21 protein-coding genes are annotated in these 20,267 nt (G+C 74.6%); 11 read left to right on the top strand and 10 right to left on the bottom strand.

Annotated features, from left to right (window positions below):
- Positions 1–103: 103 nt before the first annotated feature.
- The gene (locus ACZ45Q_RS14985; protein ID WP_468260194.1) at positions 104–502 is read left to right on the top strand and encodes an anti-sigma factor antagonist; all 399 of its coding nucleotides are present in this window, start codon (positions 104–106) and stop codon (positions 500–502) included.
- Here ACZ45Q_RS14985 and ACZ45Q_RS14980 read toward each other — a convergent pair.
- Positions 499–1,446: a ribose-phosphate diphosphokinase gene (locus ACZ45Q_RS14980; protein ID WP_468260191.1), complete on the bottom strand. Its 948-nt coding sequence runs from the start codon at positions 1,444–1,446 to the stop codon at positions 499–501. The two genes, ACZ45Q_RS14985 and ACZ45Q_RS14980, sit on opposite strands and share 4 nt — an antisense overlap.
- Before the next feature lie 201 nt (positions 1,447–1,647).
- Here ACZ45Q_RS14980 and ACZ45Q_RS14975 point away from each other — a divergent pair, with 201 nt between their 5' ends.
- Both ACZ45Q_RS14975 and ACZ45Q_RS14970 read left to right on the top strand, forming a co-directional pair.
- Positions 1,648–2,310, top strand: coding sequence for a DUF4230 domain-containing protein (locus ACZ45Q_RS14975; protein ID WP_468260188.1), 663 nt, complete (start codon positions 1,648–1,650; stop codon positions 2,308–2,310).
- Between the two features lie 254 nt (positions 2,311–2,564).
- Positions 2,565–3,113 carry a VanZ family protein gene (locus ACZ45Q_RS14970; protein WP_468260185.1) on the top strand — a complete coding sequence of 183 codons (549 nt, stop codon included), beginning with the start codon at positions 2,565–2,567 and terminating at the stop codon, positions 3,111–3,113.
- A gap of 141 nt (positions 3,114–3,254) precedes the next feature.
- Here the strand turns inward: ACZ45Q_RS14970 and ACZ45Q_RS14965 are convergent, their stop codons facing one another.
- The gene (locus ACZ45Q_RS14965; protein ID WP_468260182.1) at positions 3,255–3,491 is read right to left on the bottom strand and encodes a hypothetical protein; all 237 of its coding nucleotides are present in this window, start codon (positions 3,489–3,491) and stop codon (positions 3,255–3,257) included.
- An 89-nt stretch (positions 3,492–3,580) separates the two neighbouring features.
- Positions 3,581–4,390, bottom strand: a complete 810-nt coding sequence (locus ACZ45Q_RS14960; protein WP_468260180.1) for an SDR family oxidoreductase — start codon at positions 4,388–4,390, stop codon at positions 3,581–3,583.
- A gap of 142 nt (positions 4,391–4,532) precedes the next feature.
- On the opposite strand from ACZ45Q_RS14960, the gene ACZ45Q_RS14955 reads away from it, so the two are divergent.
- The 4 genes from ACZ45Q_RS14955 (at position 4,533) to ACZ45Q_RS14940 (ending at position 9,073) form a co-directional block, all read left to right on the top strand.
- Entirely contained in the window at positions 4,533–5,570 is a 1,038-nt protein-coding gene (locus tag ACZ45Q_RS14955) for a PHP domain-containing protein (RefSeq protein WP_468260177.1), read from the top strand.
- A gap of 185 nt (positions 5,571–5,755) precedes the next feature.
- Positions 5,756–6,412: an HAD family hydrolase gene (locus ACZ45Q_RS14950; RefSeq protein WP_468260175.1), complete on the top strand. Its 657-nt coding sequence runs from the start codon at positions 5,756–5,758 to the stop codon at positions 6,410–6,412.
- A gap of 152 nt (positions 6,413–6,564) precedes the next feature.
- The gene (locus ACZ45Q_RS14945) at positions 6,565–7,737 is read left to right on the top strand and encodes an FUSC family protein (protein WP_468260377.1); all 1,173 of its coding nucleotides are present in this window, start codon (positions 6,565–6,567) and stop codon (positions 7,735–7,737) included.
- Positions 7,738–8,041: 304 nt separating this feature from the next.
- Positions 8,042–9,073: an SDR family oxidoreductase gene (locus ACZ45Q_RS14940; protein WP_468260173.1), complete on the top strand. Its 1,032-nt coding sequence runs from the start codon at positions 8,042–8,044 to the stop codon at positions 9,071–9,073.
- Between the two features lie 138 nt (positions 9,074–9,211).
- Here ACZ45Q_RS14940 and ACZ45Q_RS14935 read toward each other — a convergent pair whose 3' ends face one another.
- Positions 9,212–9,535, bottom strand: a complete 324-nt coding sequence (locus ACZ45Q_RS14935; RefSeq protein WP_468260170.1) for a hypothetical protein — start codon at positions 9,533–9,535, stop codon at positions 9,212–9,214.
- Between the two features lie 357 nt (positions 9,536–9,892).
- On the opposite strand from ACZ45Q_RS14935, the gene ACZ45Q_RS14930 reads away from it, so the two are divergent.
- Positions 9,893–10,390 (top strand): FBP domain-containing protein, encoded by a 498-nt coding sequence (locus ACZ45Q_RS14930; protein ID WP_468260168.1) that lies wholly within the window; start codon positions 9,893–9,895, stop codon positions 10,388–10,390.
- Here the strand turns inward: ACZ45Q_RS14930 and ACZ45Q_RS14925 are convergent.
- Positions 10,387–11,802: an erythromycin esterase family protein gene (locus ACZ45Q_RS14925; protein WP_468260165.1), complete on the bottom strand. Its 1,416-nt coding sequence runs from the start codon at positions 11,800–11,802 to the stop codon at positions 10,387–10,389. The genes ACZ45Q_RS14930 and ACZ45Q_RS14925 overlap by 4 nt on opposite strands.
- A 241-nt stretch (positions 11,803–12,043) precedes the next feature.
- Between ACZ45Q_RS14925 and ACZ45Q_RS14920 the strand changes: the two genes are divergently transcribed.
- Entirely contained in the window at positions 12,044–13,291 is a 1,248-nt protein-coding gene (locus tag ACZ45Q_RS14920) for an FUSC family protein (protein WP_468260162.1), read from the top strand.
- A 43-nt stretch (positions 13,292–13,334) separates the two neighbouring features.
- Positions 13,335–14,369 (top strand): hypothetical protein, encoded by a 1,035-nt coding sequence (locus ACZ45Q_RS14915; RefSeq protein ID WP_468260160.1) that lies wholly within the window; start codon positions 13,335–13,337, stop codon positions 14,367–14,369.
- A 108-nt stretch (positions 14,370–14,477) separates the two neighbouring features.
- Here ACZ45Q_RS14915 and ACZ45Q_RS14910 read toward each other — a convergent pair whose 3' ends face one another.
- On the bottom strand, positions 14,478–15,203 hold the full coding sequence (locus ACZ45Q_RS14910) for a DUF2470 domain-containing protein (RefSeq protein ID WP_468260158.1): 726 nt from the start codon (positions 15,201–15,203) through the stop codon (positions 14,478–14,480).
- Between the two features lie 183 nt (positions 15,204–15,386).
- The gene (locus ACZ45Q_RS14905; RefSeq protein WP_468260155.1) at positions 15,387–15,995 is read right to left on the bottom strand and encodes a TetR/AcrR family transcriptional regulator; all 609 of its coding nucleotides are present in this window, start codon (positions 15,993–15,995) and stop codon (positions 15,387–15,389) included.
- A gap of 154 nt (positions 15,996–16,149) precedes the next feature.
- Here ACZ45Q_RS14905 and ACZ45Q_RS14900 point away from each other — a divergent pair, with 154 nt between their 5' ends.
- A complete protein-coding gene (locus tag ACZ45Q_RS14900; RefSeq protein ID WP_468260152.1) occupies positions 16,150–17,721 on the top strand; it encodes a cytochrome P450 in 1,572 nt (523 codons plus the stop codon).
- Here ACZ45Q_RS14900 and ACZ45Q_RS14895 read toward each other — a convergent pair.
- The 3 genes from ACZ45Q_RS14895 to ACZ45Q_RS14885 all read right to left on the bottom strand — a co-directional run bounded on the left by ACZ45Q_RS14895 (position 17,683) and on the right by ACZ45Q_RS14885 (position 20,264).
- Positions 17,683–18,522: a pentapeptide repeat-containing protein gene (locus tag ACZ45Q_RS14895; protein WP_468260149.1), complete on the bottom strand. Its 840-nt coding sequence runs from the start codon at positions 18,520–18,522 to the stop codon at positions 17,683–17,685. The two genes, ACZ45Q_RS14900 and ACZ45Q_RS14895, sit on opposite strands and share 39 nt — an antisense overlap.
- 78 nt (positions 18,523–18,600) lie before the next feature.
- Complete coding sequence (locus tag ACZ45Q_RS14890; protein ID WP_468260146.1) at positions 18,601–19,509, bottom strand: sigma-70 family RNA polymerase sigma factor; 909 nt, start codon at positions 19,507–19,509, stop codon at positions 18,601–18,603.
- Positions 19,510–19,520: 11 nt separating this feature from the next.
- The gene (locus tag ACZ45Q_RS14885; protein WP_468260143.1) at positions 19,521–20,264 is read right to left on the bottom strand and encodes a PIG-L deacetylase family protein; all 744 of its coding nucleotides are present in this window, start codon (positions 20,262–20,264) and stop codon (positions 19,521–19,523) included.
- Positions 20,265–20,267: the final 3 nt, after the last annotated feature.

Below are 20,267 nucleotides of genomic sequence, written 5' to 3'. Positions count from 1 at the left end.
CGCGTGAGAATTCGATGACATATGTCAATCGAACATGCTCAAATTCGTTCCATCGAGGGTAACTTGCAGAGCAGGGACGGATCAGGCGGGAGGCGATGTCGTCGTGCGGCAGGGACCCGCGCCGTTCACCCGGCACCTGCGCGTGCACCGCGACCGGGGACGCACGGTGCTGGAGTTCCGCGGTGAGATCGACATCGCCGCGGAGGGCGAGATCGGCCCGCACCTGGACCGGGAGACGGGCCGTCCCGGCGCCCGGGTCGTGATCGACCTCAGCCGGGTCGAGTTCTTCGACTGCTCCGGCCTGCGCCTGCTGCTGCGGGCGCGGGCCAGGGTGCTCGCTCACGGGGGCGAGCTGCACCTGGTGTGCGCGCACCCGCTGACGCTGCGCATGCTCCGCATCACCGGCCTGGCGGAGCTGCTGCCCCCGCACCCGGCGCTCGACCACGTCCTGGACCGCCCCCGGACGGCGTGCTGTGAGGAGCGGCGTGGTCCCACCGCCTAGCCCCGGTCGTCGAACAGGGCGCTGACGGACTCGCCGTTATGGATGCGGCGTACGGCCTCGGCGAGGGCCGGGGCGATGGACAGCACCCGGAGTTTGTCCGTGTGCTCCCCGGCCGGGACCGGCACGGTGTTGGTGCACACGATCTCCTGGACGTCCGGCTGTTCGCCGAGCCGCTTGAGGGCGCCGGCCGCGAACAGCCCGTGGGTGCACGCGACGCGGATGGAGCGGGGGCCCGACTCCCGCAGCCGGTCGAGCAGTTCCAGGACGGTGCTGCCCTTGGCGATCTCGTCGTCCAGCACGATCACGTCGCGTCCGGCGACGTCGCCGATGACCGCGCTGATGCTGACCCGGTCGTCGGCGTACCGCTGCTTGGCGCCCGCCGCGACCTGGGCGCCGATCCGCCGGGCGAAGGCGGCGGCCTCCTTGGCGTTGCCGAGGTCCGGCGAAACCACCGTCGTGCGGGAGAGGTCGTACTGCCGGAAGTGGGCGGCGAGTTCGCGCAGTGCGTGCAGATGGTCGACCGGGACCGAGAAGAAGCCGTGCACCTGGGGTGAGTGCAGGGTCATCGCCAGCACCCGGCTCGCGCCCGCCGCCACCAGCAGGTCCGCGACCAGCCGGCCGCCCAGGGAGATGCGGGGCTCGTCCTTCTTGTCGGAGCGGGCGTAGGAGTAGTGCGGCATGACGACGGTGATCCGTCCGGCCGACGCGCCGCGGGCCGCGTCGCACATCAGCAGCAGCTCCACGAGGTGCTCCTGGACCGGCCGGACCAGCGGCTGGACGAGGAAGACGTCCCGCTCCCGGCAGTTGGCCTCCAGCTGCACCTCCAGGCAGTCGTTGGCGAACCGGCTGACCCGGGTGGGGCTGAGGGGCACGCCGAGCTGCGCGCACAGCTCCTCGGCCAGCTCGGGGTGGGCACTACCGCTGAACACGGCGATGTCTCGCACGGACCGCTCCTTGGGTGATCACGTCCGGCCGGGAGGCTCATGCTACTGACCTGTGCTCGGGCCCACGGTGGGCGACCGGGTCACGCCGCACCGGGCACCGGTGCGCCCGGCGTGCTCCTCCGGGACCCACCCGTCCGCCAACGGGCCGGTCTGGCACGGGAGATGAGGGGCATGCGGTAACCAGGAAGGAGGCCCGCCCCCATGACGACTCCTCTCAAGCGCCTTCCCCGGCGGACGCCCGGCTGGGCCAAGGCGGTGGCCGCGATCGTCCTGGTGCTCGCCGTGCTGTTCGCCGGGCTGCGGCTGAGCGTGCTGCCGGGGCTCAAGGACCTGTTCGGCAGCGAGACCCGCGACCGCTCGGGCCCGGCGCTGCTGGAGTCCATCCAGGACATGAGCCGTTACGAGGCCGCCTCCGGCAGCTTCCAGATCGTGGTGGACCTGGAGAAGGACGCCCGGTTCCTGCCCGACGCCGTCCGCGGCACCCGCACCCTGTACGTCGGTGCCGGCACCGTCGACGCCTACGTCGACCTCGGCAAGGTCGGCGAGGACGACGTGACGGTCGACGAGGACCGCACCTCGGCCACGCTCCGGCTGCCGCACGCCGCCCTCGGCCGGCCGGCGCTCGACCCCGAGCGCTCCTACGCCGTGTCCAAGCAGCGCGGCCTCCTCGACCGCCTCGGTGATCTGTTCTCGGACAACCCCAACAGCGAGCAGGCCGTGCAGAAGCTCGCGGTCCGGCACATCCGCGAGGCGGCCGAGGACAGCGAGCTGACCGCCCGCGCGGAGAGCAACACCACCGGCATGCTCAAGGGCCTGCTGCGCTCCCTGGGCTTCACCGAGGTGCGGGTGACCTACGGCGACTGACCAGAGGTCCGGGTGACGTACGGCGACCGACCAGCGGTCGCGGAGACCGGGCACCCGGCCAGCGGTCACGGACACCCGGCGCCCGGTCGGCGGACGCCGGCGCCCGCACCCGACCGGCGGTCACCGCACCCGGCGCCTGACCGGCGGGCCCGGTCGCTGAGGCCCGGCCGACCGGACCCGCCGGGCCGCGGGCACCGGGCACCGGCCGGGTGCCCGCCCCACCGCTCACCGACGATGACGACTGGAGGACGGACATGACCCGCACCGCCGCCCGCGCCCCACGGCCGCGCTCCCTGCTGCGCCGCCGCAGTAGCGGCACCAAGGCACCCGACCGGCGCGAACGCCGCCCGCTGCCCTGGCCGCTGCGGCTGCTGGCGACGGTGTGCGCGTTCGCCGTCATGGTGGCGTTCGCGGTGCTGCTGGCCCGGCTGACGCTGCACCCCTCCCCCGCCTCGGAGGCGCTGACGCACACCAATCTGCATCCGGGACGCTCCCTGCGGGCGTATCTGGACCAGCCGGAGCTGCGCGACGCCGTCAAGCAGATCGGCGGCAACATCCTGCTCGGCATGCCGTTCGGCGTGCTGGTGCCCGTGGTGGCGCCGCGCACCCGGGGACTGCTGCGGGTGCTGGTGCTGACCGCCGTCGTCATGCTGCTGGTGGAGTTCGCACAGGGCGCGATGGTGACCGGGCGCGCCTTCGACATCGACGACGTCATCCTCAACACCGCCGGGGCGCTGCTCGGATACCTGCTCCTGGGGCGGCGGGTCAGCCGTGCCGTGCACGCGCGCCGGGTGCGGGCGTGAGGAGCGGCGGCGGGAGGCACACGTCCGGCCGACGGCGCCGGGGCCGGTCCGGCGACGGCACCCGGCTGCACCCGGGGGCCCGCACCGGCGGCGCCGGCCTGAAGTGGACGGTCGGCCGAGCCGGCACCCCGCGGGCGTGCGCTAGTGCACGGTCCAGGTGAACTTGTCCCCGCCCACCCAGCGGACCACGTCCGGGTCGTCCAGGTCGTGGACGGTGATGCCGAACGCGGCGGCGGCCTCCAGGACGTCGGTGACGGCCTTCGCCTCACCGACGACCTGACCGTCGATCTCCACGATCCTGAACGGTGGGGTCCCCGGCTGGACCCCGAGCACCATGATCCGCGGTCGGGCGATGTACGGGCTCGCGATTTCGGTCATGCAATAGAGGGTAGGACGGAAGGCCGCTCGTGGCTCCGCGCGCCGTCCGCCCCCTCCCCCACCTGCGCCGACGCCCGCCCCGGGACACCTCAGGGGCGCCGCCAGTCGTCGGAGGTGAGATGAGATCCGGCCATCGGCCCCATGCGCAGCATGCCACCGTCCACGCTCCAGGAGGCGCCGGTGACGTAGGAGGCGTCGGGTCCGGCGAGGAAGGCGACGACGGCGGCGACCTCACGGGCGTCGCCGGGGCGGCCCAGCGGCACCCCGGGGCGGCGCTCGGTGTGCGGGTCGGTGTCCTCCTGCCCGGTCATGGGCGTGGCGATCTCGCCGGGCGCCACCGCGTTGACGGTGATGCCGTGCTCGGCGAGTTCGATCGCCATCACCTGGGTGAGCAGCCCGAGGCCGCCCTTGGCCGCGCAGTACGGGGCGGCGCCCACCCTCGGCTGGTGCTCGTGGACCGAGGTGACGTTGACGATCCGGCCGCCCTCGCCCTGCCGGATCATGCGCCGGGCGGCCTTCTGCCCGCACAGGAACGGGCCGGCGAGGTCGACGTCCAGCACGTGCCGCAGGTCGTCGAGCCCCAGGTCGAGGAAGGGCGTGGCGGTGCCCGTACCGGCGTTGTTGACCAGGACGTCGACCCGGCCGAGCCGCTCGCACAGCGCGTCGACGGTCTCCGCGGCCTCGGGCAGCCGGGTCAGGTTCACCTGGGCGGTCTCGGCGCGCCGGCCGTGCGCCCGGACCTCCTCGGCGGTCCGCTCGGCGCCCTCCCGGTCGCTGTGCCAGGTGATGCCGATGTCCATGCCCGCCTCGGCCAGGCGTACGGCGGTGGCGCGGCCGATGCCGGAGTCGGCACCGGTGATCACGGCCACCTTGGCGGCGGATACGGCGGAACGGGACATGGCGGTGCTCCTCCTCGACCGGGCGCGGCACTGACGGGGCATCGCAGTACCCGGGTGCGACAGGGACAAACCGGGCGGTTCCGCCGTGCGGCTCCCGGGAGGCTGGGGAACCCTGGAGGGCGGGGCGGCCGAGGAGGTGGCGATGGATCCCGTGGAGGCGCTGGAGCGGATCGCCTTTCTGCTGGAGCGGTCCCTGGCGCCGACGTACCGGGTGCGCGCGTTCCGCACCGCGGCGCGGGTGCTGTCCGCCCTGCCCGAGGAGGAGGTGCGGCAGCGGGCGGAGGCCGGTTCGCTTCAGTCGCTCAAGGGCGTCGGCCCGAAGACCGCGCAGGTGGTGCGCGAGGCGCTCACCGGCGGGGTGCCCGACTACCTGCGCAAGCTCACGGAGGAGGCCCGGGAACCGCTCGCCCGGGGCGGCGAGGAGCTGCGGGCGCTGCTGCGCGGCGACTGCCATCTGCACTCCGACTGGTCCGACGGCGGCAGCCCGATCGAGGAGATGGGCCGGGCCGCGGCGGCGCTGGGGCACGAGTGGGCGGCGCTCACCGACCACTCGCCCCGGCTGACCGTGGCCCGCGGCCTGTCCGCCGAGAGGCTGCGCGAGCAGCTGGACGTGGTGGCGGAGCTGAACGCGACCTGGGCGCCGTTCCGGCTGCTCACCGGCATCGAGTGCGACATCCTCGAGGACGGCGCGCTCGACCAGGAGCCGGAGCTGCTCGAGCGGCTGGACGTCGTGGTGGTGTCGGTCCACTCCAAGCTGCGGATGGACGCCCGCTCGATGACCCGGCGGATGGTGACCGCCGTCCGCGATCCGCACGCCGACATCCTGGGGCACTGCACGGGGCGGCTGCTGACCGGGCGGGGGCGGCCGGAGTCGGAGTTCGACGCGGACGCGGTGTTCGCGGCCTGCGCGGAGTCCGGTACCGCCCTGGAGATCAACAGCCGGCCCGAGCGGCTGGACCCGCCGCGGCGGCTGCTGCGCCGGGCGGTGGAGGCGGGCGTGCTGTTCTCCATCGACACGGACGCGCACGCTCCCGGCCAGCTCGACTGGCAGGTCCACGGCTGCGCCCGGGCGGCGGAGTGCGGGGTTCCGGCCGAGCGGGTGGTGACCACCTGGCCCCTCGACGACCTGCTGGCCTGGACCCGTGAGGGCCGTACGCCGTCCGGAGTGGCGGGCGGCTGACGTGGTACTCGCGGGCCGACCCGCGGGACACCGGACGCGGAGCGGCTTCGCGCGAGCGTCCCGACGGGACACGAGCTCCACGGGACAAGAGGTCCACGGGACAAGAGGTCCACGGGACAAGAGGACAAGGGGTCAAGGGGTCCACGGGACACGAGACCCGGGGCCCGCGAGGAAGGGAACGGTGCATGGAACGGGCGGCCGTGTTCGACGTCGACGGAACCCTCGTCGACACCAATCACCTGCATGTGACGACCTGGTGGGAGGCGTTCCGGCAGGCCGGTCACACGGTGCCGATGCACGCCGTCCACCGCGCCGTGGGCCTGGCGTCCACCGACCTGATCGCGCACCTGCTGGGCGACGACCGGGACGAGGAGCAGGACGCCGCGCTGAGCGCCGCGCACAAGACGCTGTACGGGCAGTACTTCGACCGGCTGCCGGCCCTGCCGGACGCCGGGCGGCTGCTGCGGCGGCTGGCCGGGGACGGCTGGCGGGTGGTGCTGGCCACGTCGGCGGGCGGTGCGGAGCTGAGCGCGCTGCGCCGGGCGATCGACGCCGACGACGCGATCACCGCGACCGCGAGCGCGGACGACGTGGGGGCGGGCAAGCCCGCGCCCGAGCCGGTGGAGCACGCCCTGGAACTGGCCGAGGTGCCGGCCGAGCGTGCGGTGTTCGTGGGCGACACCGTCTGGGACATGCGGGCGGGCAGCCGGGCGGGGGTGCGCTGCGTGGCCGTTCTGTGCGGTGGGATCCCGCGCGCCGATCTGGAGGAGGCCGGTGCCGAGGCGGTCTACGCCGATCCGGCCGATCTGCTGGCGTCGCTGTCCGGCAGCCCGCTCGGGTGAGTCGCCCGGCTCGACGGCGGGACGGACACGACGGAGGGAAACAGGTGCCGGGGCACGACGATCGCCGGGACGGGCGGCACGAACACGGAGGGCGGGACGGGGACGCGGCGGCGGGACCGCACTCCCGGTGGCTGCGGGTCGCCGGGCAGGCGGTGCGGGGCCGACGGCCGCAGGACGTGGTGCGCCGTGAGCTGGAAGGGGTGTGGCGGGCCACCCGGGCGGCCTGGCAGGGCCCGGGGCGGGAGCGGGACCTGGTCAAGCAGTCGCTGAAGGCCGCCGGTGCGGGGGTACTGGCCTGGCTCGTGGGCGGCGTCTGGCTGGACGATCCGATGGCGCTGATGGCGCCGTGGGTGGCCGTGGTGCTGGTGCAGGCCACCGTCTACAGCTCGGTGCGGCAGGGGACGCAGCAGTTCGCGGCGATCTGCATGGGCGCCCTGATGGCCTCGGGGGCCCAGGCGGTCACCGACGACAACACCGGAGCACTGGCCCTGTGCCTGCCGCTGCTCATGCTGCTGTCGAACTGGCCCCGCTTCGGCAACCAGGGCGTCTACGCGGCCACCACGGCACTGTTCACCCTCACCGCGGGCACCGTGTCCGCGGCGGCTGTCGGGCACCGGCTGGGGCAGGCGGCACTGGGGGCGGTGATCGGCGTGGCCGTCAACGCCCTGGTCCTGCCGCCGGTGCATCTGCGGGACGTCCGGGAGAACCTCGCCGCGCTCGCCCGGCAGACCGGGGACCTGCTGGCGGGCATCGCCGGCGATCTGCGCGAGGGCGGCTGGGACGAGCAGACGGCGGCCGACTGGTCCAACGGCTCCTGGCGGTTGCAGCGCCGGCTGAACGCGCTGGAGTCGGCCCGCTCCTGGAGCCGGGAGAGTCTGCGCCTGACCTACGCGCCGCTGCGGGCCCTGAACCGGATCCCCTCGGCCCTGCCGCCGGAGGAGGAGGACCAGCGGTGGAGCAGGATCACCGGGAACGTGGTGGCGCTCGTCAGGACGCTCGCCGTGGCGGCGGACGAACAGCGGACTCCCGCGCCGCCGGACGGGCCCGTGGTCGAGGAGTACGCGCGGCTGCTGGAGCTGATCGGCGAGGTCTGCCGGTCGGAGGCCGACCGGGTGGAGGGCGGGGCGGCGGACGCCCGGCCGGACGACTCGACGCGGGAGGCGATGGACGAGCTGCACGGGCGGCTCCAGGAAGCCCTGCGCGAACAGGCGGCCCAGGGCGCCCCCCGGGCCACCGTGCTGGGCACGCTGCTGCTCCAGGCCGAGGACCTGTGGACCGAGGTCCTCCCCGCGCCGGAGGCCGCTTCCGGCACCACGGGGCAGTGACGCACATCACCACAAAACAGCACAGACCCCGGAACACCCATGGGTCGTTCACCGTTGAACGGGGCGTGGGTACGGATGGGACAGTGTCCCCGGGCCTCACCTATAGCGCACAGGGACGATCGTTCGGCTGAAGCCCTGTGCAGCCTTTCGCCGAGAGGCGACCGCCATCCGTATCCACCACCTGACCGCCCCGACCGTGATCCCCCCGTCCGGTCGGGGCACTTTTCTGTCCGCTCTGTCTGCTGTCCGCGACGAAGGGGTACCCGGAGGGCTCCGCCGGACAAGCGGCCGAGAGGAGCCGATGGTGAGCAGCGCAACGGGCAGCAGGATCGTGGTCACGGGCGCCACCGGCAACGTGGGCAGCAGCGTCGTGCGGCTGCTGTCCGAGGACCCGGAGACCGGGTCGGTGCTGGGGCTCGCCCGGCGCGTCCCCGACTGGTCGCCGCCGAAGACCGAGTGGGCCGCGGTCGACGTGGCCTCCGAGCGGGCCGATCTCGTCGGGCACTTCGCGGGGGCCGACGCCGTCGTCCATCTGGCCTGGGCGTTCCAGCCGACGCACGACCCGGCGACGACCTGGCGCACCAATGTGCTCGGCTCCATCCGCGTGTTCGAGGCGGTGGCCACGGCCGGGGTGCCGGCCCTGGTGCACGCCTCGTCCGTCGGGGCGTACTCGCCGGGCCCGAAGGACCACGCGGTGGACGAGTCGTGGCCGACGCACGGCTGGCCGGACGCCGCCTACTGCCGGGAGAAGGCGTATCTCGAACGGGCGCTGGACACCTTCGAGCGCGACCACCCCGGTGTGCGGGTGGTGCGGATGCGGCCCGCCTTCCTGTTCAAGCGGGAGTCGGCGAGCGAACAGCGGCGGATCTTCGGCGGCAAGTTCCTGCCCGGCCCGCTGGCCCGTCCGGAGCTGCTGCCCTTCCTGCCCGACGTGCCGGGGCTGCGGGTGCAGGCGCTGCACACGGACGACGCCGCGAACGCCTACCGGCTGGCGGTTCGCTCGCCGGACGCGCGGGGCCCCTTCAATCTGGCGGCCGAGCCGCCCGTCGACGCCGGTCTGCTGAGCGAGCTGACCGGCGCCCGCCCGGTCCGGCTGCCGCGCACCGCGGCCCGCTCGGCGATCGCCGCCGCGTGGGGGCTGCACCTGCTGCCCGCGTCGCCGCATCTGTTCGACGCGGTGCTGCGGCTGCCGCTGATGGACTGCACGCGGGCGCGCGCGGAGCTGGGCTGGCGCCCGGAGCGCACCGCCACCGAGGTGCTTCAGGAGTTCCTGCAAGGGCTGCAGCAGGGCGCGGGCGCGCCGACGGCCCCACTGCGGGGCCGCAAGGTCGGCTGACCCGGACGCCGGGGAGGGCCGACCTGCCCGCCGAGGGGCCGAGCCGTGGACGGCTCGGCCCCTCGGTGTACGGGGACCTCGGTGTACGGGGACATGTGACGCCCTGCGAGGTGCGGTGTCGGTGTCCGGCGGCCCGGGTCAGGCGGAGGACTCGTCGGGCACCGGGTGCTCGGGGTGGACCGCGCCCGACCGCGGCGCGCCCTGCCGGCCCGTGCCGGCCTCGTCCGTGTCGGGGACGTCGTCGGACGGCCCGGCCTCCTCGTCGGTACCGGCACCGGTGTCGCCCCCGCCGTCGCCCCCGCTGTCACTGTCGCCCTCGCCCGTGTCCTGGACGTCACCGCGGGCCGCGAGGCCGGGGGCGACCTCCCAGGGGTCCTCGCCGGCGTCGGCCTGCTGGTCGGGCATGTCCCGGGGGATCGGGTCACCGCTCTCGCCCGGGCCCTCGGCGCGGTGGTCGGTCACGGCGGTCTCCCTCCTGTCGTCCGCTCACCCGGCGGCCGTGTCGACCGCTCACGTGACGGTCACGGTCGTGCGAGCGACACCGGGTACCTCCGCCCCGGCCGGCGAAACCCCCGCGCGGCGCCCGCTCCGGCGGGGCCGTGCCGCGTCCGGCCCGCCCCGGTCCGAAGCGGCGGCATACGGCCGCGGGCGGCGGGAAATCCGATGGCCCGCTCCCCCGGCACTCCCTACGCTGTGACACCGAGAGGCCCCGGGCTCCGTGTCCCGATGGGCCTTCTTCCGTGCGACTCGCCGTCGCCGTCCCGTTGCCGTCCTCGACGTCCTTTCGCCGTCCTTTCGATCCGCCCACGGAGCCCCACCATGCGACCGCTCACCGAGCAGGAAATCCGCAGCTCGTTCATCAACTGCTCGAAGGGCGAGGCCAAGCGTCTGGCAGTGCCCCGCGACCTCGGTGAGCTGCCGTGGGAGGACCTGGACTTCCTCGGCTGGCGGGACCCCGGGGCGCCGGACCGCAGTTGTCTGGTGGCGGAACGGGACGGCGGGCTCACCGCGGTGGCGCTGCGCTTCCAGCCCGTCCGGCCCGGCTTCTTCCAGCGCAGCATGTGCTCGCTGTGCCTGACGTCCCACCCGCGTGGCGGCGTCTCCCTGATGACCGCGCGCAAGGCGGGCCCGGCGGGCCGCGAGGGCAACTCGGTCGGCGTCTACATCTGCACCGACCTCGCCTGCCCCCTCTACCTGCGCGGCAAGAAGGTCCCGGACTCCGGCCCGCGCTACGCGGAGAACCTCACCCTGGAGGAGCAGATCGCCCGGACCATGGGCAACGTGTTGGCGTTCCTGGACAAGGTGGCCGCCCCCTAGCGGCCCCGCGGACCGGCGTCCCGTCGGCCGGCGTCCCGCGCTTCCGCCGCTCGCACCCGGTGCAGATGGACCAGCACGTCGTGACTGAGCCCGAGCGCGACGTCGTAGGGGCCGTCGGGGTGATCGGTGCCGATGCTGCGCGTCGGCCGCGCCTGCCGCAGCCAGGTCCGCGCCGGGTCGCCGACGGTCCGCAGGTCGATCAGGTGGTCGCGGTGGCGGACGCGGTCCAGCGTGTGTTCGTTGCTGCCCGGACCCGCCGGCCCCAGCGTCCAGCGCCGGACCCTTCCGTCCGGGCCGGTGGCGTTGAACGAGCCGCGGCCGAAGGTGAGGCCGACGCTGACGTAGCCGTCGCCGAGGCCGTCGCGCAGGAACGCGCCCTGCACCTTCGGGTAGGCGGCGGGGTCCGTCGGCACATAGGCGACGTGGTTGTCGTGCGCCGACAGCAGCACCTTGTGGCCGGTGTGCCGCTGCCACCAGAGCACGTTCGCGGCCATCGCCTGGTCCCGGTAGCGCATGGCGGCGGCGGCCTGCGCGGGGTCGTCGAAGTCGAAGGCGTACTGACGGGCGGTCTGGTCGATGGCGGTGGCGTGCCGCAGGGCCCAGCGGTACGCCTCCGGGTCGCCGCCGCCCGGCCCGTGCCGCTTCAGCAGCCGCAGCGCCTCGCCGGTACGCTCCGCCCTCTCCTTGCGCTCGGCGTACGGCGTGTTCAGGCAGCCCTCGATGTACTCCCCCGTGGCCGTGGTGGGCCGCAGTCCGCGGTAGAGCACGGCGAAGCGGTGGCTCAGCCCGGGGTGGGCGGCGCCGACGTACGCGGTGACCTCGTCGTACAGCTCCGGTCCCGTCCAGGCGATGTCGTCGCCCATGAAGGACACGGGATCGTCGGGGTGGCGCACGTTGTACGCGCGCATCCACTCCAGGAGGTGCAGGTACTCGGTGGTGTTCCACCACCGGTAGTCCCGCTGGAACTCCTCGCGCATGATCCGGCGGGGGTCCCCCTCGCCGTGCAGCACGTAGTCGTTGAGCCGCAAGCCCGTGCTCCAGCTCGCCTCCAGAGCGAAGGTGCGGAAGCCCTTCTCCCGCACCAGGTGGCGGAAGACCCGGTGCTTGAGGGCGAAGAAGTCGTGGCTGCCGTGCGTGGCCTCGCCCAGTCCGACGACGCGGGCGTCGCCGATCATCCGGTCCAGCGGGAGCAGATCGCGCGTGTCGCCGCCCGGTTCGACGGTGCGCAGCGGGTGGGCGGCCCGGTCGAGCGCCGCCACGACCTCCCGGTCGGGGGCCGGAGCGGCGGACGGGACGGGACGGGCGGCCGGTGTCGGGTCCGCGGCCGTCACCGCCGCGGCCGGGGCGGTGCTCGTCAGGGCGCCCAGGGTGACCAGCAGGCTCAGGGTGGTACGGGTCCGGTGACGTTTCATGATCCAAGACTGTCGCGCCGGGCACGCCGGGGACCATGGAGCGGTCCTCCGTTCCCCGGTGCGGTCCACCGGCGGCCGGTGCCGGGGGTTTTCCACAGGGAGCGGATCGGCCATGGCGACATATCGACCGTGCCACGGCGCGTGGGACCGATCCGTGCGCCCCTTCTCCGGTTACCGTCCTGTTCCGACGGGTCCTGTCCGAAAACGTTCGGCGCGCCTGGGGAAGGGGAACAGCCCGAGGATGCTGGGAGTACGTGAGAGGGCGGAGTCCGCCGCGCAGTCGGTGAAACGGGCGCACCAGGACCCCACGGTGGTGCAGGCGCTGCGGTCGGCGGCGGCGGCGACGATCGCCTACGTCATCGCGCTGCGGCTGAGCCCCGAGGCCGCGCCGCTGACCGCACCGCTCACCGCGCTGCTGGTCGTGCAGGTCACGCTGTACGCCACCCTCAAGATGAGCGTCCGCCGTGTCAACTCCGTGGTGGCCGGCGTCCTGGTCGCCATCGCGTTCAGCCAGTTGGTCGGTCTGACCTGGTGGAGCCTGGCGCTGGTGATCGTGGCGGCGCTGGGTGTCGGCCATCTGGTGCGGGCTCATGAGTTCGTGCCCGAGGTGGCGATCAGCGCCATGCTGGTGCTGGGCGTGACCTCGCACGGGGACACGGCGTGGGCGCGGATCGTGGAGACGCTGATCGGCGCGGTCGTCGGGCTCACCTTCAATCTGCTGCTCGCTCCCCCCGTCTGGGTGGAGCAGGCGGGCGAGTCGATCGAGGACCTGTCCCGGCGGGTGCGGCAGCTGATGCTGCGCATGGGCGAGGAGGCGGCGGGGCGCACCCCGCACCATCTCGCGGCGGAACGCCTGCACGAGGCCCGCCGGCTCGACCACGACATCGTGGAGGTGGACGCGGCGCTGCGGCAGGCCGAGGACAGCCTCCGGCTCAACCCGCGCGTGCGGGAGGGCCTGCTGCACCGGGTGGTGCTGCGCACCGGTCTGGACACCCTGGAGATCTGCACGGTCGTCCTGCGGGTACTGGCCCGCACCCTGACCGACCTGGCGAAGGAACGCGAGCCGGACCCGCTGTTCCCGCCGGAGACGGGCGCCACGCTGGAACAGCTGCTGTCCGAGATCGCCGACGCCGTGGTCAGCTTCGCGGTGCTGGCGACGACCAGCACCAGCGAGAACGCCGAGTCCGCGGAGGAACGGCTCGCCGCGGAGCTGCGCCAGGCCGCGGTCACCCGGGACAAGCTCGCCCAGCTGCTCCTGGAGGAGGTGGAGCGCGACGCCCGGCAGTGGCAGCTGCACGGCGCGGTGCTGACGGAGGTCAACCGCATCATCGACGAGATGGACACCGAGCACCGTTCGCGCCGGCTGCTGGAGGAACTGGACCGGCACACCCGGGAGATGCGCGAGCGCATGCCGCGGCTGACCCGGCTGCGGGACCGCGTGCGCCGGGCGCGCCGGAACCGCGGGAGGGCCGTTCGGCGTTCCTCCTGAAGGCGGCACCGAGGGCCGGGCCGAGGAACGTGGGGGACCAGAGATGACCGACACCACCGTGCGGATCGACGGAAACACGCTGCGGCTGCCGGGCGGTGTGGCGGTGCGCTTCGTCCGCACCCTGCGGCTGCCGGAGCAGGGCACGCACCCGCTGCCGCCGGGGCTCGGCGAGTTCCCGGTGCGCCGGGTCGCCGACCACGCGGACCGGGTGCCGAAGGCCTGGCGGGCGCGCGGCGGCGTGATGCTGCCGGTGTATCTGCGCGAGGCGATGTGGCTGAGCTTCGCCGGCTCGACGGAGCCCGCGGCGCTCCAGGTCGGTGTGGGCAAGGTGTGCGCGGTGTCGGGCCGGCCCTTCGGCGACCGGCTCTGCCGGGACCCGCAGAACTACGTGGTGCTGCCCCGCCAGCCCTGGCTCGACGGCATCAACTCCGGCCGGGGCACGGTGCGGCAGTTCGTGGCGGTGCCGCTGGGGCTGGGCGCGACCGTGGAGGGGCAGGTCACCGGCGAGGAGGTCTGGGGCGGCGTCCAGTTGCGGTCGTTTCCGCTGCGGGAGGAGCCGCTTCGGCGGTGGCGCGAGGCCCAGCGCCGCCTGGCCGCTCCCCGGGGGGCCTTCGGCGCGCCCGCGATGCCGATGGCCGCGGCGGGCGCGGCGCCGAGCGCGCCCGGCGCCGCGCCGGGGGGCCGGCCCCGGGCCGCCGCGGCCATGGGGCTGGGCGTGGGCGGCTCGATGCGGCAGGAGGTCCACCGCGACGACCGGCGGCTCGAGGACTGGTCCGAGAAGCCCGGCGGCCGGGTCTTCGTGCACCTGGTGACACCGCCGGAATGGCGCCGCATCACGGGTGAGGCGCCCCCGCCGTCCCCGGTGGACCGCGCCGCGTACACCCGGGCCGGCCTCCCCTGGTACGACTACTACGACCAGGACGCGCACGATCTCGCCCCGACGGAGACGCTGGAGGGCGTGCGCCCGGTCGGTGACTGGCTCGGCGACGACCACGAACCCTGGCAGCCGCCCGCCCCGTCCCAGGTGCACCCCCTCGGGGACGCGGCGGGCCGGCCGGTGGAGGACGGCGACTGGTAGCCGGGGGCGGTCAGGGGCGGGCCGGTGCCCGGCGGCGCCGTCCGGCTCGTGTCCGGACGACGGACTCCCGGGCGGCCGGCGCGGCGCCCGGCCGGCCCGCCGTTCGCCTCACCGGTCGCCGTCCGTGCGCTGCCGTTGCAGGGCGCGGGGGCAGGCGGCGGCGCTCGCCTGCGCGAGCAGCACGTGCATCCGTTCGCTGAGCTGCGCGACGTCGTCGGCGGGCGCGTGGAACGGCAGGCGTACGTCGCCGTGGGCGCGGGCGCGTTCGATGCGCAGGGTGAGGCCGTGGCGGTCGACGGCGAGCGGCCGGACCCGGACCGCGCCGTGCAGGCTGTCGGCGTCGACCAGCCGGGTGAGCCGCTCCACCGCGTCGCCGTGGCAGTCGGCGAGGTGGGTCAGCAGCCGGGCCTCCGCCGTGGCCAGCGGGTCGGGTTCGGCGGCGGCGAACTCGTCGCGGTCGATCACGACGGCGCCGGATGGCTGCCGCAGCACCACGCGTGTCGGCGAGAAGGCCAGATGGCCGTCCTCGACGGCCGCCCAGCCCGCGAGCCAGAGCCGGGCGCGGATCCGGCCGCGCACCGGGACCGGCGCGACGTCGGCGAACTCCAGGACGGCGGACGGCTCACCGCGCGGTGCGCAGACCGCGGCGGCGAGCAGGACGCTGTCCTCGGGCACGTGCAGCAGCACCCGGCCGTCGGTGGCGACGGTGTGCGCGCCGACGAACTCCTCGCGGCCGCCCTCCGCGGTGACCGCGCAGGACCATGCGGCGGCGAGCACCGAGCGGGCACGCTCGGCCGCCGCGGGCGCGGCCGTCCAGGTCTGGCTCTCACCCATCCCAACCTCCTATTAGGTAAGCCTTGCCTAACCTATCGAAGATCGAGGTGTGCGCCAACCATGGCACGTGATCTTTACGAGACCTTTCAGAGACTGGGGTGCGCTTCCGGACGGAGTGGGACATCTCGCAGCCGACACGGCGCGTGCGCCACCGCGTTCACCCGATCCGCCGCACCCGGAGGCTCAGGGCCCGATGACCCCGAGGAGCGCGCGTGCGCACAGGTCGCGCACCTGCTCCCGGGTCAGCTCCGCACCGCGCAGCCACTCCAGGCAGACCCGTGTCGTGAACGCCAGCCAGCCGCGCACCGCCAGGCGTACGTCGGGCCGCTGCGCCAGCGCCGGGCCGAACTCGGGGTCGGCGGCCAGCGCCGCGAGGATCTGCCGCTCCTGCGCGGCCAGCGACCGCCGGTAGACCCGGCGTACGGCCTGGTCGCCCGCCGCGTCCGCGCGATGGAAGGCCCGGTAGCCGTGCGCGTGCGCCTCGACGTCCGCCAGATAGGCGTCCAGGCCGGCGGTCAGCTGCTCGCGCACCGGCAGCCCGGGCACAGCCGAGGTCAGCCGCAGCATGCGCTCGCTCTCGCGCTCGACGACGGCCGCGAAGAAGTCCCGCTTGGTCGGGAAGTAGTGGTACAGCAGGCCGCGGGAGACCCCGGCGATCTCGGCGACCTGCTCGATCCACACGTCGTCGTACGGGCTCTCGGAGAACAGCCGCGCCCCGACCGACAGCAACTGCTCGCGGCGCTCGGCGGTGCTGAGCCGGCGGCGCGTACGCCCGCCCTGGTTCGCGGCCATGCCCGCACTCTACTTGACGCCGATTCAACAACGGGACCAGACTGAAACGCGTTATTGAATCCACGTACAACAGGGCATCGGTGCCGCGTCGTGCGGTGGTGTCGACGTGTCACCGGACCGATCGACGTGCCGCTGGACCAAGGGAGATCGCGTCATGGCGGAGACGACCGGGGCGCCGGCCGGAGCGCGGGCCGGGGACGGACTGCCGAAGGGCTTCCGCAGCGCCGAGCACGGCTGGCCCGAACTGCACCGCATACCCCACCCGCCGTACCGCCTGCCGCTGGTCGGCGACGTGGTCGGGGCCAGTCGGCGCACCCCCATGCAGGACTCCCTGCGGTACGCGCGCCGGCTGGGGCCGATCTTCCGGCGGCGGGCGTTCGGCAAGGAGTTCGTGTTCGTATGGGGCGCCGGGCTCACGGCCGACCTCGCGGACGAGACGCGGTTCGCCAAGCACGTCGGCCTCGGCGTGGCCAATCTGCGGCCGGTCGCCGGGGACGGGCTGTTCACGGCGTACAACCACGAGCCGAACTGGCAGTTGGCGCACGACGTCCTGGCGCCGGGCTTCAGCCGCGAGGCGATGGCGGGCTACCACCGGACGATGCTGGACGTCGCCGGCCGGCTCCTCGACCACTGGGACCGCGCCGCGACGGCGGGGGCCGCGGTGGACGTGCCCGCGGACATGACCAAGCTGACGCTGGAGACCATCGCGCGCACCGGGTTCGGGCACGACTTCGGCTCCTTCGAGCGCTCCCGGCCGCACCCCTTCGTCACCGCCATGGTGGGCACGCTCGGGTACGCCCAGCGGCTCAACACCGTCCCCGCTCCGCTGGCCCCCTGGCTGCTGCGCCGGGCCGGCCGCCGCAACGCGGCCGACATCGCCCACCTGAACCGCACGGTCGACGACCTGGTCCGCGCCCGCCGCTCCGGCGGCGGGGACGGGGGCGGGGACCTGCTCGACCGGATGCTGTGGACCGCGCATCCGCGGACCGGTGAGCGGCTGTCCGCGGAGAACGTCCGCCGGCAGGTCATCACCTTCCTGGTCGCCGGCCACGAGACCACCTCCGGCGCGCTCTCCTTCGCCCTGCACCACCTCGCCCGGCACCCCGACGTCGCGGCCAGGGCGCGCGCCGAGGTGGACCGGGTGTGGGGCGCCACGGCGGCACCCTCCTACGACCAGGTGGCCAAGCTGCGCTACGTGCGCCGGGTGCTGGACGAGACGCTGCGGCTGTGGCCGACGGCGCCCGCCTTCGCCCGGGAGGCCCGCACGGACACGGTGCTGGCCGGCGAGCACCCGATGCGGCGCGGCGCCTGGGCGCTGGTGCTGACGGGGATGCTGCACCGCGATCCCGAGGTGTGGGGGCCCGACGCGGAACGGTTCGACCCCGACCGGTTCGAGCCCGGGGCCGTGCGCGCCCGGCCGCCGCACACCTTCAAGCCGTTCGGAACGGGCGCGCGGGCGTGCATCGGGCGGCAGTTCGCGCTGCACGAGGCGACGCTGGTCCTCGGGCTGCTGCTGCGCCGCTACGAGCTGCGCGCCGAGCCGGGCTACCGGCTGCGCGTCGGCGAACGGCTGACGCTGATGCCCGAGGGGCTGCGGCTGCGGCTGGACCGGCGGTCCACGTCGCCCGCGCCGCCCGCACGGGCCGGCGGAGACGCCGCGGGCGACGTGGACGCCGGGGGTGCCGCGTCAGCTTCCCGCTGTCCAGTGCGCGGGGCGGGTGAGTGACCCGGGCAGCCGCGTGCCCGCGCCGCCCCGGGCCGCGGTGAGCTGGGGCCGGGTCAGGAAGAAGGCACCGGTGAGGTCCGCGTCCGTCAGGTCGGCGTCCCGCAGGTCGGCCCCGATCAGGTCGGCGCCGCGCAGATCGGCACCGGTGAGGTCGGCGGCGATGAGGCAGGCGCCGCGCAGATCCGCGCCCCTCAGGTCGGCGTTGCGCAGCCGGGCGCCGATCAGGTCGGCGTTGCGGCGGTTCTTCTTCCTGCCGCGCGCTCCGGAGCGCACCAGTTCGCTGGTGCGCAGCAGCAGGGCGTTGACCTGCTGCCGGTGCGCGGCCACGTCGAGCGCGGCCAGTTCCTCGGGGCTGCCGGCGGCGAGCCGCTCGGTGTGCTCCAGCAGCCGGCGCAGGTCGGCGTGGACCGGGCGGGCCGCGGGGAGGGTCAACGCCTCGGTCAGGTACCAGAGCAGTTCGTGCAGCTGCCGCACCAGCGGGAAGGCGTCGAACATGCGGCGGGCGTGCTCCGGGGAGCCGGTCCGCCAGTCCGCGCCGTGGAAGGTGACCTGCGAGACCCGCTGTCCGGCGCCGAAGCAGTCGTAGACCGTGCAGCCGGTGAAGCCGCTGTGCCGCAGTCGCGCGTGGATGCCGCACCGGTGGTCGTCCCGCAGGTTCGGGCAGGGCGTCCCGGCGTCCTTGCCGATCGCGAAGTCCGCCGACGCGGCGAACGGCAGGGCCACGCAGCACAGCCCGAAGCACCGCGCGCAGTCGCCGCGCAGCGCCGTGCCGTCCCCCTGGTCCGCCGTGTCCTCACGCATGCCGCCCAGGATACGGAACCGCAGGTGGTAGGCGGTGCGTGGGTGGTGCCGGACGGACGGCACCACCCACGGGCGCGGTCAGCCGGCGGTCAGGGCGGACAGGTCCAGGCGGGCGAGCCGGTCGGGGTCGGCCAGGATGTACAGGCCGGTGATCCGGCCGTCCACGACGGTGAAGCCGGAGACCGAGCGGGGGTGCCCCGCGGCGGGCGCGTTGAGGAGGCCGACCGTGCCGTTGACCAGCACCGGGCGGGCGTCCGACGCGAAGCGCCGGAAGAGCATCGCCCCTTCGGCCACCGCCCGGGCGCCCCGCAGCACCTTCGACGCCGCCGGTCCGACGACCGACGCGCCGGCGTCGGCGCGCAGCACGACGTCCGGGTGCAGGACGGCCAGCAGGGCATCGAAGTCGCCGGACCGCGTGGCGGTGAGGAAGGCCTCGACGGCCCGGCGCTGACGTCCGAGGTCGGGATCGGCGGGCGGGGTCGCCTCCCGCACCCGGCGCCGGGCCCTGCTGGCCAGTTGCCGGGTGGCGGCGGAGCTGCGCTCCACGACCGGGGCGATGTCGTCGAAGGGCACGGCGAACAGGTCGTGCAGCACGAACGCCACCCGCTCGTCCGGGGCCAGGGTCTCCAGGACGACCAGCAGGGCCAGGCCCACCGCGTCGGTGTGCAGGGCCGCCTGCTCCGGGTCGGCCGGCTCCAGCGGCCCCAGCTGGGGGTCGGGGACGAAGACGTCGGCCCGCTCGGGCAGCGGCTCCTCGCGCCGGGAGGCGCGCGAGCGCAGCATGTCGAGGCAGACCCGGCCGGTCACGGTGGTCAGCCACCCGGCGAGGTTGCCGATGCCGTCCGCGTCGCTGCGGCCCAGTCTCAGCCACGCCTCCTGTACGGCGTCCTCCGCCTCGCTCCGGGAGCCGAGCATGCGGTAGGCGACCGCGCGCAGGTGGCCCCGGTGCTCCTCGAAACGGCGGGCCAGGTGTTCTTCGACGTCCATCCCTGCCGCCCTCACCGGCCGAAGAGCTCGAACGCGACCGCCGGCCTGCCGCCGAACCGCTCGCCCATGGTGCGGGCGTAGCCGGTGAGGAAGCCTCGGACGTACGTCTCCGGGTCCTCGTCGGTCAGTGCCTCGATGTACGTGCGGTGTTCGAGGAGGGAGCGGACCGCGCGCTCCATGCCCGCGGTGGCGTCCACCGCGTGGGTGGGCGTGTTCGAGCCGGCCACGGCGACCCAGCGGACGCCGTCCCAGGGCTCGAGCCCCCGCTCGGTCAGCTCCGGGAAGATCCAGCGGTTCCCGGCGTCGGCCGCGGCGTCGAGGGTGGCCCGGCCCACCGCGCGGTGGTCGGGGGTGTTCCAGGCGACGCCGCCCCAGGTGTCCCGGTGGTTGAGGGTGATCACCAGCTCGGGCCGGTGCCGGCGGATGGCGGCGGCGATGTCGCGGCGCAGCCCGGTGCCGTACTCGATCACGCCGTCCCGGTGGTCGAGGAACTCCACCTCGCTCACACCGACCACGGCCGCGCTCGCCCGCTGCTCCCGCTCGCGCAGCGGGCCGCACTCCTCGGGCGGGAGGGTGTCGATGCCCGCCTCACCCCGGGTGGCGAGCACATAGGCGACCTCCCGGCCCTCGTCGGTCCAGGCCGCGATCGCCGCCGAGCAGCCGTACTCCAGGTCGTCCGGGTGGGCCACGACGGCGAGGGCGCGCCGCCAGTCGCCGGGCATGGGCTCCAGTTGCGTGATCGCAGAGTCCGTCATGCT

The sequence above is a fragment of the Streptomyces sp. NPDC031049 genome (assembly GCF_055571015.1).
This window is presented reverse-complemented; position numbering and strand designations above follow the sequence as displayed.